The 14,655-nt window shown below is 72.2% G+C and carries 16 protein-coding genes; 9 read left to right on the plus strand and 7 right to left on the minus strand.

The window, feature by feature from the left end; genetic code table 11:
- Window positions 1–21: 21 nt before the first annotated feature.
- From LNK82_RS19420 to LNK82_RS19430, 3 genes are read left to right on the plus strand one after another with little or no spacing between them, the layout of a single operon-like run.
- Window positions 22–1,107 carry a M20 family metallopeptidase gene (locus tag LNK82_RS19420; protein ID WP_230568425.1) on the plus strand — a complete coding sequence of 362 codons (1,086 nt, stop codon included), beginning with the start codon at window positions 22–24 and terminating at the stop codon, window positions 1,105–1,107.
- Window positions 1,108–1,135: 28 nt separating this feature from the next.
- Window positions 1,136–1,558 carry a metalloregulator ArsR/SmtB family transcription factor gene (locus LNK82_RS19425; RefSeq protein WP_230568426.1) on the plus strand — a complete coding sequence of 141 codons (423 nt, stop codon included), beginning with the start codon at window positions 1,136–1,138 and terminating at the stop codon, window positions 1,556–1,558.
- Window positions 1,555–2,055 (plus strand): SRPBCC family protein, encoded by a 501-nt coding sequence (locus LNK82_RS19430; RefSeq protein ID WP_230568427.1) that lies wholly within the window; start codon window positions 1,555–1,557, stop codon window positions 2,053–2,055. Before LNK82_RS19425 ends, LNK82_RS19430 begins: the two co-directional genes overlap by 4 nt.
- Before the next feature lie 2 nt (window positions 2,056–2,057).
- Here the strand turns inward: LNK82_RS19430 and LNK82_RS19435 are convergent, their stop codons facing one another.
- Both LNK82_RS19435 and LNK82_RS19440 read right to left on the minus strand, forming a co-directional pair.
- Complete coding sequence (locus tag LNK82_RS19435) at window positions 2,058–2,405, minus strand: VOC family protein (protein WP_230568428.1); 348 nt, start codon at window positions 2,403–2,405, stop codon at window positions 2,058–2,060.
- 46 nt (window positions 2,406–2,451) lie between these two features.
- Window positions 2,452–2,853, minus strand: coding sequence for a MerR family transcriptional regulator (locus LNK82_RS19440; protein ID WP_230568429.1), 402 nt, complete (start codon window positions 2,851–2,853; stop codon window positions 2,452–2,454).
- Between the two features lie 60 nt (window positions 2,854–2,913).
- Between LNK82_RS19440 and LNK82_RS19445 the strand changes: the two genes are divergently transcribed.
- Both LNK82_RS19445 and LNK82_RS19450 read left to right on the plus strand, forming a co-directional pair.
- On the plus strand, window positions 2,914–3,471 hold the full coding sequence (locus LNK82_RS19445) for a class I SAM-dependent methyltransferase (RefSeq protein WP_230568430.1): 558 nt from the start codon (window positions 2,914–2,916) through the stop codon (window positions 3,469–3,471).
- A 195-nt stretch (window positions 3,472–3,666) separates the two neighbouring features.
- The gene (locus LNK82_RS19450; RefSeq protein ID WP_230568431.1) at window positions 3,667–4,071 is read left to right on the plus strand and encodes an STAS domain-containing protein; all 405 of its coding nucleotides are present in this window, start codon (window positions 3,667–3,669) and stop codon (window positions 4,069–4,071) included.
- Between the two features lie 30 nt (window positions 4,072–4,101).
- Here the strand turns inward: LNK82_RS19450 and LNK82_RS19455 are convergent, their stop codons facing one another.
- Both LNK82_RS19455 and LNK82_RS19460 read right to left on the minus strand, forming a co-directional pair.
- Window positions 4,102–4,788: a hypothetical protein gene (locus tag LNK82_RS19455; protein WP_230568432.1), complete on the minus strand. Its 687-nt coding sequence runs from the start codon at window positions 4,786–4,788 to the stop codon at window positions 4,102–4,104.
- 61 nt (window positions 4,789–4,849) lie between these two features.
- On the minus strand, window positions 4,850–5,617 hold the full coding sequence (locus LNK82_RS19460; RefSeq protein ID WP_230568433.1) for an ATP-grasp domain-containing protein: 768 nt from the start codon (window positions 5,615–5,617) through the stop codon (window positions 4,850–4,852).
- Window positions 5,618–5,703: 86 nt separating this feature from the next.
- Between LNK82_RS19460 and LNK82_RS19465 the strand changes: the two genes are divergently transcribed.
- Together LNK82_RS19465 and LNK82_RS19470 are read left to right on the plus strand one after the other, a co-directional pair.
- Complete coding sequence (locus tag LNK82_RS19465; RefSeq protein WP_230568434.1) at window positions 5,704–6,096, plus strand: GNAT family N-acetyltransferase; 393 nt, start codon at window positions 5,704–5,706, stop codon at window positions 6,094–6,096.
- Between the two features lie 73 nt (window positions 6,097–6,169).
- Window positions 6,170–8,440 carry a catalase gene (locus LNK82_RS19470; RefSeq protein ID WP_230568435.1) on the plus strand — a complete coding sequence of 757 codons (2,271 nt, stop codon included), beginning with the start codon at window positions 6,170–6,172 and terminating at the stop codon, window positions 8,438–8,440.
- Window positions 8,441–8,591: 151 nt separating this feature from the next.
- Here the strand turns inward: LNK82_RS19470 and LNK82_RS19475 are convergent, their stop codons facing one another.
- On the minus strand, window positions 8,592–10,832 hold the full coding sequence (locus LNK82_RS19475) for a PQQ-dependent sugar dehydrogenase (RefSeq protein WP_230568436.1): 2,241 nt from the start codon (window positions 10,830–10,832) through the stop codon (window positions 8,592–8,594).
- 229 nt (window positions 10,833–11,061) lie between these two features.
- A complete protein-coding gene (locus LNK82_RS19480; protein ID WP_230568437.1) occupies window positions 11,062–11,940 on the minus strand; it encodes a bile acid:sodium symporter family protein in 879 nt (292 codons plus the stop codon).
- Window positions 11,941–12,092: 152 nt separating this feature from the next.
- Between LNK82_RS19480 and LNK82_RS19485 the strand changes: the two genes are divergently transcribed.
- Complete coding sequence (locus LNK82_RS19485; RefSeq protein ID WP_230568438.1) at window positions 12,093–12,434, plus strand: ClpX C4-type zinc finger protein; 342 nt, start codon at window positions 12,093–12,095, stop codon at window positions 12,432–12,434.
- The gene (locus LNK82_RS19490) at window positions 12,431–13,645 is read left to right on the plus strand and encodes an MFS transporter (RefSeq protein ID WP_230568439.1); all 1,215 of its coding nucleotides are present in this window, start codon (window positions 12,431–12,433) and stop codon (window positions 13,643–13,645) included. The genes LNK82_RS19485 and LNK82_RS19490 overlap by 4 nt, the downstream gene beginning before the upstream one ends.
- Window positions 13,646–13,655: 10 nt before the next feature.
- Here LNK82_RS19490 and LNK82_RS19495 read toward each other — a convergent pair whose 3' ends face one another.
- Window positions 13,656–14,654 carry a class I SAM-dependent methyltransferase gene (locus tag LNK82_RS19495; RefSeq protein WP_230568440.1) on the minus strand — a complete coding sequence of 333 codons (999 nt, stop codon included), beginning with the start codon at window positions 14,652–14,654 and terminating at the stop codon, window positions 13,656–13,658.
- Window position 14,655 lies beyond the last annotated feature (1 nt).

Raw genomic sequence — 14,655 nt, forward strand, 5'->3', positions numbered from 1 at the left:
CGATCAGGGCAGGATGGCGGGATGGACCTGTTGCCGTTGACCGAACGACTGCTCGGCATCCGCTCGACCGCCGACCGCCCCGACGATTTGCGCCGGGCGTTGGAGTTCGTGCTGGACGTGGTCGGGCCCGGCTTCACCCTGGAGCGGTTCGAGTCGGGCGGCAAGCCGAGCGCGCTCGTCTACTGCGGTGAACGCCGGCCGCACTTCCGGGTGATCTTCAACGCCCACCTGGACGTGGTGCCGGGCGCGGACGAGCAGTTCCGGCCACGGCGGGACGGTGACCGGCTCGTCGGCCGGGGCGCGCAGGACATGAAGCTGTCCGCGCTGGTGCTGGCGTCGGTGTTCCGGGACCTGGCGGGCCGGCTGCCGTACCCGATCGGGCTCCAGCTCGTGACCGACGAGGAGGTCGGCGGGCGCAACGGCACGCTGCACCAGTTGGAGCAGGGCGTCACGGGGTCGTTCGTGGTGATCGGGGAGCACAGCGCGCTGCGCGTCGTGGCCGAGTCGAAAGGCCTCGCCACCGTGCGGCTGCACGCGGTGGGACGTGCGGCGCACAGCGCCTACCAGTGGCTCGGCGACAACGCGTTGGTGAAGGTGATGCGCGCGGTGGACGGAGTGCTCGCCGCGTACCCGGTGGCGCGGGAGGAGGAGTGGCGGACCACGGTGAACGTCGCCCGCATCTCGTCCGGGAACCAGGCGCTCAACCAGGTGCCCGCGGACGCGACCGCGTGGCTGGACGTCCGCTTCCCGCCCGAGGACGCCGACTTCACCGGCCGCTCGCGAGAGGAGGTCGCCGCGCACTTCACCGCGTTGTGCCCACCCGGCGTCACGGCCGAGGTCGACCACGTCGAGCCGCCGCACCGGGCCGACCCGGAGGGGCCGGACCTGCTGGCGCTCCAGCGTGCCGCCCGTGCCCAGGGGTACTCGGGCGACCTGCTGCGCAAGCACGGCGCGGCCGACTCCCGGTTCTACTTCCAGAGCGGCATCGACGCGGTGATCTTCGGCGTCGGCGGTGACGGGCAGCACGGGCCGGACGAGCACGCCGACCTGACCACGGTCGAGCCGTACCGGCGGGCGTTGATCGCGTTCCTGGAGGGCATTGCCTAACGTGTAACCCAGTGGTTACGCTTTTGGCGTGGACGAGGTGGCGGGTGCGATCGCCGACCCCGTGCGGCGGGAGATCCTGCAGATGCTGCGCGCCGACGCGCGGCTGTCGGCCGGGCAGATCGCCGAGCGGTTCGCGATCAGCCGTCCGGCGGTGAGCAGGCACCTGCGGGTGCTGCGGGAGAGCGGGCTGGTGCGCGACGAGCTGGTGGGCCGACAGCGGTTCTACGTGCTGGACGCCTCCCGGTTGACGCCGCTCGCGCGCTGGCTGGCCGACTTCGGCGTGCTCGACCGGACCCCGGGGTGGGCACGCCGCCTCGACGCGCTGGAGACCGAGGTCTACCGCACCCGTCGGGAGCGCCGCACCGGCCGACCCGGCGTCGACGGACCGCCTGCCGACCACCCGTCCGCCGAGGGATCCCCTGCCGACGAATCGAAGGAGCACACCGCATGACCCCCACCCCCACCGGTCGGCTGGTCCGCACTGACGCGGGCAGCGACCTGGTGCTCACCCGGACGTTCCGCGCGCTCGCCGAGGACGTGTGGGCGAGCCTGACCGAGCCCGAGCGCACCGCCCGGTGGTTCGGCCCGTGGAAGGGCGAGGCCGCTCCGGGGCGCGCGGTGAAGGTGCAGATGGTGTTCGAGGAGCAGGAGCCGTGGATGGAGGTCCGCATCGACGCCTGCGACCCGCCCCGGCGGCTGGCGCTGTCGATGGTGGACGAAGCCGGCACGTGGCGGATGGAGCTGCTGCTGTCCGAAGTGGATGGTGTGACCGAGCTGAACCTCGTGCACCACCTGGCGACCGAGGAGGGCATCGGCGAGGTCGGCCCTGGGTGGGAGTACTACCTGGACATGCTGGTCGCCTCCCGCGCCGGCGCGCCGCTGCCCGCCTTCGACGACTACTACCCGTCCCAGAAGGAGTACTTCGATGGCCTGACCACCGCCGAGTGACGTCAGCTCCTCCCGGTGACCACGACGCAGAACAGGTTGCCCTCGGTGTCGGCCAGCACCACGAAGTCGGCTCCCGGCGGGTAGGTCCACGGCACGCGCACGGCGCCGAGCCCGATCAGCCGCTCGACCTCGGCCCGCAGTTCGGCCTCGTCGGCGACGTGCAGGTCGAGGTGCGTCCGGTCGTCCTGGTCGAGCGTGATGGTCGGCCCGGTGCCGTCCTTCGGGGCCAGGACCGGGCTGTCGTCGCCGATCGGGCCGTTGACCAGGTCGTAGCCGAGGGTCCGGGTCCAGAACTCCGCCGCGCGGCGGACGTCCGAGACCTTCAGGACCACGCTTCCGAGGTGTGCCATCGGTCCATTGTCGGCGATGGGCGGCGTCCGTCGGGGATGGGCCGGGTCAGTCGGGGATGCGGGCGGCGACCTTGGCCCGGAAGTCCGGGCACGCGGTGATGTCCTCGGCGTCGCACCCCATCGCGTGTTCCAGCACCGACAGCGACGCCTGGAGCGCGGCGATCCGCCCGGCCAGCCGGTCGTGGTGCTCGCGGTAGAGCGCGCGGCGGGCCGGGCGGTCGGCGGTGGCGGCGAACAGCAGCCGGATCTGGTCCAGGCCGAGCCCGGCGTCCTTGGCGAGCAGGATCATCGCGATCCGCGCCTCGTCCGCCTGCCCGTACCGCCGCCGACCGTTCGCCTGGCGGCGCGGGTCGAGCAGCCCCACGTCCTCCCAGTGCCGCAGCACGTGCGCCGCCAGCCCGAACCGGTCGGCCAGCGCGCCGATCGACATCTCCTCGCTTGACTTCATGTCGACATGAAGTTGCACAGTCGGTGGTGTTGTCAACCACCGTCGCGTTCAGGAGTCCACGTGTCCGACTACCCGCAGGCCGGCTACTTCGACCGGAAGCGCAGTGCGTCCTACGAGCGGCGGGCGACCCGCCTGCTGGGAGGCCTGTACCGGCTGGTCGCCTCCGACGTCGCCGCGTTCGCTCCGCCCGGCGGTGTGGTGCTCGACGTCGGCACCGGTCCTGGACGGCTCCTGCACGCGATCGCGGCCAGGCGTGCGGACCTGGTGCTGGGCGGTGTCGACCTGTCCGCCGACATGGTGGACATCGCCCGTGCGGGCGCTCCGTCGTCGCGCATCACGTTCCAGGTGGCCGACGTGGCGTCGCTGCCGTACTCGGACGACAGCGTGGACGTGGTCGTTTCGACGTTGAGCATGCACGAGTGGCCGGACCGGCGTCGTGCGGTGGCCGAGTTGGGGCGCGTGCTGCGGCCCGGCGGCGCCCTGCTGGTGTACGACTTCCGCTTCGCCCGGATCGACCGCGAGTCGTTCTCGGGGTTCGCCGATGTCCGCCGCGTACCCGTGCGGCCGAAGTGGTGGCCGGCGCCGCTGTTCGCCAAGATCACCGCCTCGGTGAGCTGACCGTCTGTCATCACCCGTTCGAGGGGTTCCCGAGGCGTTGCCGAGTCGGCTCTCCCGGTGGTCGACCTGGGAGGTGCGGTGGCCGTCGGTGTGCCGGTGAGCTGCGGATTCGGGTGGGTGCGAGTACGGTCGGAGGACGCAGCGGGTTGACTCCACCAGCCACTGCCTTCTTCGACCCCGAGGAGGCTGCGGGCCGTGATAACCGAACCTTTCAGCCACTCGTTCAGGGTGGACCGCCAAGTCCACGGCTACGCCGTCGTGGTCCGCGTCGCCGGCGAGGTCGACGCGATGACCGTCTGCGGGCTCAAGCACGAGCTCGCGATCAGCCTGGCCCTGGCCACCCCGCCCGCACCGGTCGTCGTGGACCTCAGCGAGGTGGACTTCTTCGCCGCCGCGGGCTTGAACGAACTCCACCGCGGTCACCTGGCGGCCCAGGCGGCCGGCGTGCCACTGCGCGTGGTCGCCGGCCACCGTCACGTCCTGCGACCGTTCGAGATCAGCGGCCTGGACCAGGAGATCACGCCGTGCTCGACGCTGGCCGAGGCCTTGGTGGTCCGCACCCCGAGGGGCGTCCGGCGTTTCGCCCTGCCCGCCACCTGACCGGCGTCACCGGCGGTCAGCCGAGGGTGCTCACGTAGGCCAGGGTGCCCAGGGCCGGCACGGTGGCGAGGGTGAGCAGGAGCGACTTGCGGGTCGGTCCGGGCCGTCGAGCGCTTGGCGGATGCCGAGGGGCACGAAGGCCGCGCACAGGCTCGCTACCGCGATCACCGAGGTGATCTCGGTGCCCTTCAGCACGCCCAACGGCAGCAGGCACGTCGCGGCCAGGGCGGCGGCGCCGGGTAGGCCGAGCACACCGCCGCGGTAGGCGCCGAAGGCCAGCACCAGCCAGCCGGACAGGATGGTGAACGAGAGGAAGCTGAACAGGTGCACGTCCTGGTAGGACTGGCTGACGAGGTCGGTCGCGAACGCCGCACCCTGCCGTCGGACCACACCGTGCGCGGCCTGGTCGATGCCCGCGTGGAACGTCCGTTCGAACAGACCCACGAGCACCAGCGCGGCGCCCCACGTCGCCAACACCGGACGTGTTCGCCCGATCCGGTGCGCCAACGCGATCACCGCAGGTGCGAGCAGCACGGTCCCGGCGAGCACCAGGGTGTGCGCCGCGGTCATCCGGGCTGGCTGCTCCGCCAGGGCGAGCAACTGCTGGGGGAAGAAGTAGTGGAACGGCCACCGGAGCAGCGTCCCCACGAGCAGCAGCACCGGACCGAGGATCATCGCGCCGGCTCCCGCCCACCGGCCGGGGAATGTTGGGGTCATGCGGTAGACGATCGCAACGGTGGCCCCGGGGGCGAATCGGTCCGGGGTCCGGAGTTCCGGGTCAGACCACGGTCCGATGCCGTCGCACGAACGGGTGGTCGGACACCGCCACGTCACCGATCGGCCCCGCGGCGCGCAGCACCACGTCGAGCGCCCGCACCGGATCGGACATGTAGACCTGGCTGAACCACGCCATGTTCGCCTCCACCACGACCACCGCCGCACGGGGGTCGTCCGGTGGACCGGACAGCCCGACGTCCACCACGACCGCGCCGGGCAACCCGGGCAACGAGGCCGCGAACGCGCGCACCCGTGCCGCCGACGAGCAGGAGTCGAGCGGCGCCGGGTCCAGCCGGCCCCACGTCGCGTACCGCGAGCCCGCGCGCACCTCCCCGTCCAGCAGGAACAGCCGGAACTCGGCGGCGAAATCGACCACCTCGCTCACCAGCACGGCCGTGTCGTCGAGCAGGTCCGCGGGCAACTCGCCACCGTGCTCGTACACCCGCGCGGGGAAGCTCTTGCTCGACGGCGGCTTCACGAACGCCCGACCAGACCCGACGCGGGCCTCGCCCAGGGTCGTCGCACGGATCCGACGGCCGACCAACTCCCGCGGCAACCCGGGGAGCCAGTCGTCGGCCGGTTCGAGCAGCCCGAGGCCCAGCTCCGCGGCGACGCGGTCGGCGAACAGAGGCCCGCCGTAGTAGTGCACCGGCCCCGCCGGAACGGCCGACACCGCGGACACGACGGCCAGCCCGCGATCGACCGCCGCACGGGCGAGCGGACCGATGGCGGGCAACACCGGGGGAGGCACGAACAGGGAACCGGTCATGGTGCGCACATCGTGCGGCGCGCCGGGCCGATCCGTCGAACGATTACCCGCCCTTCGGCAGGTCCCGGGTTCCGTACGCTTCGCGGATGATCGACTACGAGTGGCGCGGCACGTTCGAGAACCCCGAGGTCAACGCACTGCACGCGGAGGGGTTCGACCACCGGGTGCTGGACGACGACTGGTGGGGCCAGGTCACCCGGCACAGCCTGGGCTGGGTCACCGCACGCCGCGACGACGCCCTGGTCGGGTTCGTCAACGTCGCCTGGGACGGCGCGGCCCACGCCTTCGTCCTCGACACCCTCGTCACCGCGACCGCGCGCCGTCGGGGCGTCGGACGACAACTCGTCGCGACGGCCGTGGACGGCGCGCGAGCCGCCGGCTGCGAGTGGCTGCACGTCGACTTCGACGACCACCTCGAGCCGTTCTACTTCGACAGCTGCGGTTTCCGGCCCACCAAGGCGGGCCTCGTCGCGCTCTGACCAACCGGGGAAGCCGCGTGTAGTTCGCTCCACCACGGGTAGTCGGCGTGAGACTGCCGACGAGGAGGAGCACGTGGACGCTTTCAAACCGGCCAAGGTCGTGAAGGAAGCCCTGGACAAGGCCGTGGAGAAGGTCGCCGACCTGGTCACGCCGCCCGTCCCCGGCACACCGGGCAGCGCGCCGCCGCCGCTGGACCCGCCGGACGAGCCGCAGGGGCCGCTGCCGCGCAAACCGGACCAGGCCTCCCCCCGGACGCGGACCGCGACCGGCGCGGAGACCGGCGCCGCGGCGGACACCAGGGAGCAGCAGGGCGAGTACCTGACCACGTCGACGGGCGCTCGCCTGTACGACACCGACCACTCGCTCAAGGCGGGCGCGCGCGGGCCGACACTGCTGCAGGACCACCACCTGCGGGAGAAGATCACCCACTTCGACCACGAACGCATCCCGGAACGGGTGGTTCACGCGCGAGGCGCGGGCGTCCACGGCGTGTTCGTGGGCTACGGAAATGCCGCGAACGTGTGCAAAGCCGGTTTCCTGGCCGAAGGCGTGACCACCCCGGTGTTCACCCGGTTCTCCACGGTCGTGGGTTCACGCGGTTCCGCCGACACCGTGCGTGACACCCGGGGCTTCGCCACGAAGTTCTACACCGCCGAGGGAACCTTCGACCTGGTCGGCAACAACATCCCGGTGTTCTTCATCCAGGACGGCATCAAGTTCCCGGACATCATCCACGCCGCCAAGCCGCACCCGGACCGGGAGATCCCGCAGGCGCAGAGCGCGCACGACACGTTCTGGGACTTCGTCTCCACCCACACCGAGGCCACCCACCACGTGATGTGGCAGATGTCCGACCGGGCCGTGCCGCGGTCCTTCCGGATGATGGAGGGCTTCGGCGTCCACACGTTCCGGCTGGTCAACGCCGAGGGCACGACGTCGCTGGCCAAGTTCCACTGGAAGCCCAAGCTCGGCGTGCACTCCCTGCTGTGGGAGGAGGCGCAGTTGATCGCGGGCGTCGACCCCGACTTCCACCGGCGGGACCTGTTCGACGCGATCGAGTCCGGCGCGTTCCCGCAGTGGGAACTGGGCATCCAGGTCTTCCCGGACACCCCCGAGCAGACCTTCGAGGGCATCGACCTGCTCGACTCGACCAAGATCGTGCCGGAGGAGCTGGCGCCGGTCCAGGCGATCGGCATGCTCACGCTCAACCGCAACACCACCAACTTCTTCGCCGAGACCGAGCAGGTCGCCTTCCACGTCGGCCACCTGCCGCCGGGCATCGACGTGACCGACGACCCGCTGCTGCACGCGCGCCTGTTCTCCTACATCGACACGCAGCTGAGCAGGCTCGGCGGGCCGAACTTCAACCAGATCCCGATCAACCGCCCGCACGCCCCGGTCAACGACATGCTGCGCGACGGCTTCCACCAGCACGCCGTGCACAGCGGCGCGGCGCCGTACAAGCCGAACACCCTCGACGGCGGCTGCCCGTTCATGGCTGGTCTGGAGACCGGCGCGTACGTCGAGTTCCCGGCCCCGGTGGCCGAGGGGGTCAAGGAGCGCCGCGCGCCCGCGTCGTTCGCCGACCACTTCACCCAGCCCCGGCTGTTCTACCGGAGCCTGAGCCCGGTGGAGAAGGAGCACCTGGTGCGGGCGTTCACGTTCGAGCTGGGCAAGTGCTACGAGCAGGCGATCAAGGAACGCGAGCTGCGCGTGCTCGCCAACGTGGACGCCGAGCTGTGCGCCTTGGTGGCCGCCGGTCTCGGGCTGCCCGCGCCGGCGGCGACCGAGCCCGCGGCCGAGGTCGCGCCGAGCCCGGCGGTGTCCCAGATCGGGCAGGTGTGGCCGACGGAGGGCCGGATGATCGGCATCGTGGTGGACGCCGACGACCCGGCGAGCCTCGACGGCCTGAACGCCCTGCGCCAGGCGATCAGCGCGGGCGGCATGGTGCCGTTGGTCATCGCCGCTCGCGGCGGGCAGCCGGCGGACGGGCTGGTGGCGCAGCGGACGTTCCTGACCGCCCGCTCGGTCGAGTTCGACGCGTTGCTGCTGGCCGCCGCGCCGCCGCCCGCCCCGGACGCGATCCCCGCCCGTGACGACAAGGCCGGCGCCCCCGCCGCCACCGTCGACCCGCGCGTGGTGCTGATGGTCCAGGAGTGCTACCGGCACGCGAAGGCGATCGGCGCGTGGGGCACGGGCCAGACGGCTCTGCTGGAGGCCGGGTGCGACGTCGACGACCTCGGCGTCGTGGCCGGAGACACCCCGGCGGCCGTGTTCGAGCAGGTCCAGGAGCTGCTCGGCACGCACCGCGTGTGGGACCGGTTCCCCGCGACCATCGCCTGACCCGACGACGACCCGGCCCGGGCCCCCCCCCCCCGCCCCGCGGGGCTGTGAACCCCGGCCCACCGGGGAGTTGGGCCCCGGCGCCCCCCCCCCCCCCGCCCCCCCCCCCCCCCCCCGCCCGCCCCCCCCGCCCCGCGCCCGGTCGGTCATGTCAGCACAGGCAGAGCGTGTAGTTCGCCTGGTACGTCGTCGCGGTCGCGGGCGCGGTCACGTTGTGCGTCTGCGCCCCGCCGTCGGACCAGTTGCTGTACCGGTAGCGGAACACCAGCGTGCCGCCTTGCGGGCTCGGCGCGCTGATCGAGTTGTTCGACCCGACGATCACCGTGCGGGTGAACGGCGTGGTCTGCGCCGTGCCGCCGACGCTGAGCTGCAAACCGCTCGGGTTCGACGTGAACGTCAGCGCCACCGTCCGCGGGTCGAGCTTCGTCGTGGTGCTCTTGGTGCGCCCCGACGAGTCCGTGGCGGTCAGCGTGAGGTCCAGGTACGACGGGTACTCGTGGTCGGGCGCGATGAACGAGCCCGACGCCACACCCGTCCAGTTCTGCACCACGTGCTCGTGGCACGAGCCGCTGGTCGCGCAGTGCTGGATGCTCAGCTTCCAGCTCAACGCGGACGCGGGCAGCGCGCCGTCCTGCGGGTCGGTCGCGTGGCCGGTGAACGGCACCTGCTGACCCACCGACCAGTTCAGCGGCGCGGTCGGGGTGTCGATCACCGGCACGGGGTCCTCCGCGACCGGTGTGCCGACCGTGACGGTGACCGCGGTGGTGCCCGACGCGCCGGACTGGTCGGTCACCCTGAGCCCGACGGTGATCGTGCCCTGCGTGGTGTAGGTGCGCGTCGGGGTGGCGGAGGTGGAGTCGTCGTGCTGGCCGTCGCCGTCGAGGTCCCAGGCGTAGGTCAGGGTGTCACCGGGGTCCGGGTCGGTCGAGCCGGTTCCGCTGAACTGCACGGCCAGCGGGGCGGCCCCGGACTGCGGGGTGGCCGTGGCGACGGCGGTCGGCGCCCGGTTGCCGGTCGGGTAGGAGACCCGGCGCAACTGGCCCGCGCCCAGCGCGATGTAGAACAGGTCGCCGCCGGGCCCGGTGGTGATCTGCACCGGCACGTTCACCCCGGTCACGAACGGCACCAGCTTGGCCGGGTCCGGCTGGCCCGCCGTGGTCTGCATGGCCCAGATGCAGCCGCGTGAGCTGTCGGCGAAGAACAGCGCGCCGTCGTAGGCGGGCGGGTAGTTGCTGCCGGACTCGAACGCGATGCCGGAGATCGACGACCCGCCGGTGGGGCACGGGTCGGTCGCGACGACCTTCGCCGAGTGGTTGTAGGCGTAGTAGGGCGTGGTCTGGCCCGCGCCCGTGTACAACGACTCGCAGAGGGCCAGGTTCGCGCCGTCGTACCCGCCCTGGCGCGCGGAACCCTCGTAGCACGGCCAGCCGAAGTTCTCCGCCGTCGCGTCGTTCACGTCGGGGATCCGGTTGACCTCCTCCCAGGTGTTCCAGCCGACGTCGCCCGCCCACAGCTCCTCGGTGCCGGGCCGGAACGCGAAGCGGAACTGGTTGCGGAAGCCGTGGGCGATCACGCGCTTGGCGTTGGCGTCGGCGTTGCCCGCGAACGGGTTGCCGGGCAGGCCCGCGCCCGTGTCGGGGTCGATGCGGACGATCGTGCCGTCGAGGCTCACCGGCTCGCCCGCCGGGCGGCGGATCGACTGGGCGCGCAGCGCGCCGCCACGCGCGGTCGGCGCGGTGAGGTTCGTGCCGGCGGGCGACGGCGGGTCGGCGCACGGGTTGCCGACCTGGCCGTAGTCGGTGAAGTTGAAGCTCGCGCCGTCACCGCCGCCGACGTACAGGCCGCCGTCGGGACCGAACACGACCGTGCCGATGGAGTGGCTCGGGTACTGCTGGCACCAGTCGGTGACCAGCGGCTGCTCGGCGGTCATCGTGCCGCCGGCGCCCGCGGTCAGCTTGGAGACCCGGCCGGTCACGACGCAGCCCTGGTCGGTGGCGCCGGGCGGGGTCGGGCACTGGTCGCCCCAGCGCGGGTGCGTGCCGCCGGGCACGGCGTCGTGGGTGTAGGCCACGTAGACGTACGGGCGGGTCGGGAACTGCGGGTCGACGGCCAGGCCGAGCAGGCCGCGGTCCCAGAAGTCCTGCGTCTGCGGTCGGAGGTCGGCGAACACGGTCGCGGTGGTGTCGGCGAGCGAGTCGAAGACCTTGATCAGGCCGCTCTTCTCGGCGATGAACACGCGGCCGTCCGGCGCGAACGAGACGGCGGTCGGCGTGGTGAGGCCGCCGATGGCGAGGGTGTCGGTGAAGCCGGTCGGCACGGCGGCGGAGGCCGTCGGTGGGAGTGCCACCGTGGTGGCGGCGACCATGACGGCCACGGCGGCCACGGCGGTCACGCGTCTCGAACGGGGTGAAAGTTGTGCGCGGCGGTGTAAACGCATGGCCCGATTCGTTCCCTTCGTGACACTTTTGGGTGAGCACGGAAGGGTGACATGCGGGTTGCCGGTCACGCACTGCTTTGTCGGGCTGGGATCGGGTTGTCGTGTGGTCTCATCCGAGCGGACTATCGGTCACCCCGAAAAATCGGCTCAGGCCTGGTCCTTCCGGCGTACCCGCGCTCGGCGTTCAGTCCAGCGCGGCGTCGCGCTCGGCCCTGGTCCGGGACAGCAGGAACCCGGCCGCGGCGGCGAGCGGGAACATCACCACCCCGTAGACGGCGGCCGGCACCGCCAGCTGCTCGCTGCCCAGCACGGTGATCGCGACCGTGATCGCCAGCGTGCTGTTATGCACACCGACCTCGAACGCCGACGCGATCGCCTGCCGCTCGCCGACCCGCGCCAACCGGGGGACCAGGTAGCCGGCGGTCAGGCTGCACGCGCAGAACAGCACCGCGACCAGCCCGATGTCGGCCAGGTACCCGCCGACGTTCTCGCGCTCGGCGACGATCGTGCCCACGATCACGGCCACCAGCACCACGCCCGAGAAGATCCGCACCGGCTTGTCCGCGCGCTCGGCGAACGCCGCCGACCGGCGGCGCACGAGCATGCCCAGCACCACGGGCACCAGCACGATCGCGAACACCTGCGCGACCTTGCCGAACTCCAGCCCCACCGCGCCCCCCGTGGCGGGCTCGAAGTGGTCGAGGGCGAGGTTCACCACCAGCGGCAGGGTGGCCACGGCGAGCACCGAGTTGACCGCCGTCAGCGTGATGTTGAGCGCGACGTCGCCGCGGAACAGGTGGCTGAACAGGTTCGCCGTGGTGCCGCCGGGTGACGCGGCCAGCAGCATCATGCCGACCGCGAGCACGGGGTCGAGGTCCAGCGCGACCACCAGCCCGAAGCACACCAGCGGAAGCAGGAGCAGCTGGGTGGCCAGCGCGACCGCCACCGCACGGGGCTCGCGCGCGATCCGGGCGAAGTCGGCGACCGTCAGCGACAGTCCGAGCCCGAACATGACCACGGCCAGCGCGATCGGGAGGCCGACGCTCGTCAAGGCGGAATCCACGGCGATCACCTGCGTTTCTGCGTCGAACCCGGACCGGGAGGAGCGCATCCTCCCCCAGAACGGGACGAATCGGGAGGCCCGAGTCCGGTTCGATGGCATTCGGTGATCACGGCTATGGTTGTCAGGCAGTGCCTGACAACGCTGGAGGGCCGATGACGTACCCGCCGGGCTGTTCGTTCTGCGGCAAGGCCGCCGCCGACGTGCGCAAGATCATCAGCGGGCCGGGGATCTACATCTGCGACGGCTGCGTGTCGGCGTGCGTGGCGATCCTGGAGGCCGACGACGGGGCATCCGACGTGACCGTTCCGGAGTGGTCGGTGATGTCGGACGGCGAACTGCTGGCCCACCTGCCGCGCATCGCGGCCACCGCGAGCCAGGTCGAGACCGGGCTCAAGGAACGGGTCGCCGAACTGCGCGGCCGGGGCGTCACGTGGGCGCGGATCGGCGCCGCGCTGGGGATGAGCAGGCAGTCGGCGTGGGAGCGTTTCTCGTGAGCGTGTGGCGGGTCCGCGACTTCCGGCTGGTGTGGGCGGGGCAGACCCTGTCGTCGTTCGGCAACGGGGTGTCGCAGCTCGCGTACCCGTTGCTGGCGCTCGCGCTGACCGGCTCCGCCGCGGCGGCCGGGGCGTTGGCTGCCGTGCGCGCGCTCCCGTACCTGGTGCTGGGCCTGCCCGCGGGCGCGCTGGTGGACCGCTGGGACCGCCGGCGCACGATGGTGCTGTGCGACCTCGGCCGCGCGGTGAACATGGCGACCGTGCCGGTGGCGTTGGCGTTCTCGGCGCTGACGCCGGCGCACCTGTTCGTGACCGGGTTCGTCGGTGGCGTGCTGCACGTGTTCTTCTCCGCCGCCGAGAACGCCGTGCTGCCCAACGTGGTCGGCAAGGACCGGTTGACCGGCGCCGTGTCCGCCGTGGAAACCGCGCAGGCGGCGACGGGCGTGCTCGCCGGGCCGGTCGGCGGCGCGTTGCTGCAGCTGTGCCGCGGGCTGCCGTTCGTCGTGGACGCGGTGTCGTTCCTGGCGTCGGCGCTGTGCCTTTCCCTGGTGCGGGCCGACTTCCGGGGCGAGCCGACCCGGACCCGCGACGGCCTGCGCGCCGAGATCGGCGAGGGCGTGCGGTGGCTGTGGGGGCACCGGGCGCTGCGCTCGATCGCGGTGACCGCCGCCGGGTTGCAGGTGGCGATCTCCGGTGTCGCGCTGGTCGCGATCGTGGCGGCGCGGGACGCGTCACCGGCCGCGATCGGCGGGTTGTTCGCGGCCCTGGGCGTCGGCGGGGTCGTGGGCGCGGTGATCGCGCCGAAGCTCAAGGCGCGCATGGGGCTGTTCCGGCTGCTGCTGACGGTGGTGTGGCTGCAAGCCGTGCTCTGGGCGGCGTTGGCGTTCGCCGGCGGTCTGGTCGCGGTGGGTGTCGTGCTTGCCCTGTTCACGGTGTCGATGCCGTGCTTCGGCGTGGCCGCGCTCAGCTACCAGCTGGAGGTCACGCCCGACCACCTGCTCGGCCGCGTCGGCACCGCGTTCGGCCTGCTGATCTGGGCGGCGACCCCGGTGGGGGCCGCCGCCGCGGGGGTGCTGCTCGACGCGGTCACGCCGCGCACCACGTCCCTGCTGTTCGCGGGGTGGGTGGTCGTGCTCGGGCTCGTGTCGACCCGTGTCCTGAGCGTTCAACTCGGGGGTCCTGAACGCAGGACACGGGTGACGCGGACGTAGGACACGCGGGTCAGGGTTTGTGGGACACCAGGAGGGACTGGCCGGGTGAGGTGGTCAGGGGATGGGTGACGGGAGTGCCGAGGCCCGCGTTCGCCAGCCAGGTGGTGATCTCGTCCGTGCCGTAGACCTGACCGCCCTGGCCGTGGAACAGGTTGAGGCTGAAGACGCGGGCGAAGGCGTCGGACGCGGGGTCGGGGGAGCGCTCGTCGTGTTCGAGCAGCACGACCGCGCCGCCGGGGCGGAGGGCCGCCGCGACGCGTGCCAGCAGCTCCTCGTTCGCCGCGGCCGGTCGGCCGTGCACGACGTTGAACAGCAGCACGGTGTCGTAGTCCTCGCCCAGGTCGAGCGTGTCGTAGTCACCGGCGCGCAAGGTGATCCGCCGGGACATGCCCGCGTCGGTGACCGCCGCCGCGCCCACCGCCAACGCGTCGGGCAGGTCGACGACCGTCGCGTGCAGCGAGGGGTGCGTCGAGCACAGCCGGATCGCGTGCTTGGCGTGCCCGCCGCCCACGTCCAACAACGTCGAACCGACGGGCACGATCGACGCCACCTCGGGCGCGATGGCGTCGGCGTGCCCGGACAACATGCCCTGGAACCGGCGCAACACGTCCGGCCGTTCGGCGAGCCACGCGTAGAAGTCGATCGCGGGCTTGCCGGTGCGCACCGACTCCTCCAAGCCCTCCCACGACTCGAACAGCACCACCGACCAGAACTTGTCCACTTCGGAGTAACCGCCGCCCGCCAACCACTTCGTGGTCTCGGCGGTGTTGGCGTACCCGTCCGGCCCGCGGGTCAGGTATCCGAACGACACCAGCGCCTCGGCCAGCAGCCCGACGCCGCGCGGGTCGGCGTCGAGCGCGGAGGCCAGCGAGCCCACCGGACGGGGGCCGTCGGCCAGCGCGTCGAACACACCGAGCCGCAGTCCCGCCGCGACGGCCCGGTAGCCCGCGGTGGCGAGCAGGTCGTGGAACGACGGCGGACCGTCGTCCGGTCCCAGGTGCAGTGGCATG

The organism is Saccharothrix luteola (assembly GCF_020859565.1).
Lineage (GTDB): Bacteria > Actinomycetota > Actinomycetes > Mycobacteriales > Pseudonocardiaceae > Actinosynnema > Actinosynnema luteola.

Coding starts and splice junctions, on each gene's coding strand:
- LNK82_RS19485 (WP_230568438.1), top strand. CDS start 12,093: ATGACGTACCCGCCGGGCTGTTCGTTCTGCGGCAAGGCCGCCGCCGAC.
- LNK82_RS19430 (WP_230568427.1), top strand. CDS start 1,555: ATGACCCCCACCCCCACCGGTCGGCTGGTCCGCACTGACGCGGGCAGC.
- LNK82_RS19455 (WP_230568432.1), bottom strand. CDS start 4,788: ATGACCCCAACATTCCCCGGCCGGTGGGCGGGAGCCGGCGCGATGATC.
- LNK82_RS19420 (WP_230568425.1), top strand. CDS start 22: ATGGACCTGTTGCCGTTGACCGAACGACTGCTCGGCATCCGCTCGACC.
- LNK82_RS19465 (WP_230568434.1), top strand. CDS start 5,704: ATGATCGACTACGAGTGGCGCGGCACGTTCGAGAACCCCGAGGTCAAC.
- LNK82_RS19435 (WP_230568428.1), bottom strand. CDS start 2,405: ATGGCACACCTCGGAAGCGTGGTCCTGAAGGTCTCGGACGTCCGCCGC.
- LNK82_RS19460 (WP_230568433.1), bottom strand. CDS start 5,617: ATGACCGGTTCCCTGTTCGTGCCTCCCCCGGTGTTGCCCGCCATCGGT.
- LNK82_RS19495 (WP_230568440.1), bottom strand. CDS start 14,654: ATGCCACTGCACCTGGGACCGGACGACGGTCCGCCGTCGTTCCACGAC.
- LNK82_RS19440 (WP_230568429.1), bottom strand. CDS start 2,853: ATGAAGTCAAGCGAGGAGATGTCGATCGGCGCGCTGGCCGACCGGTTC.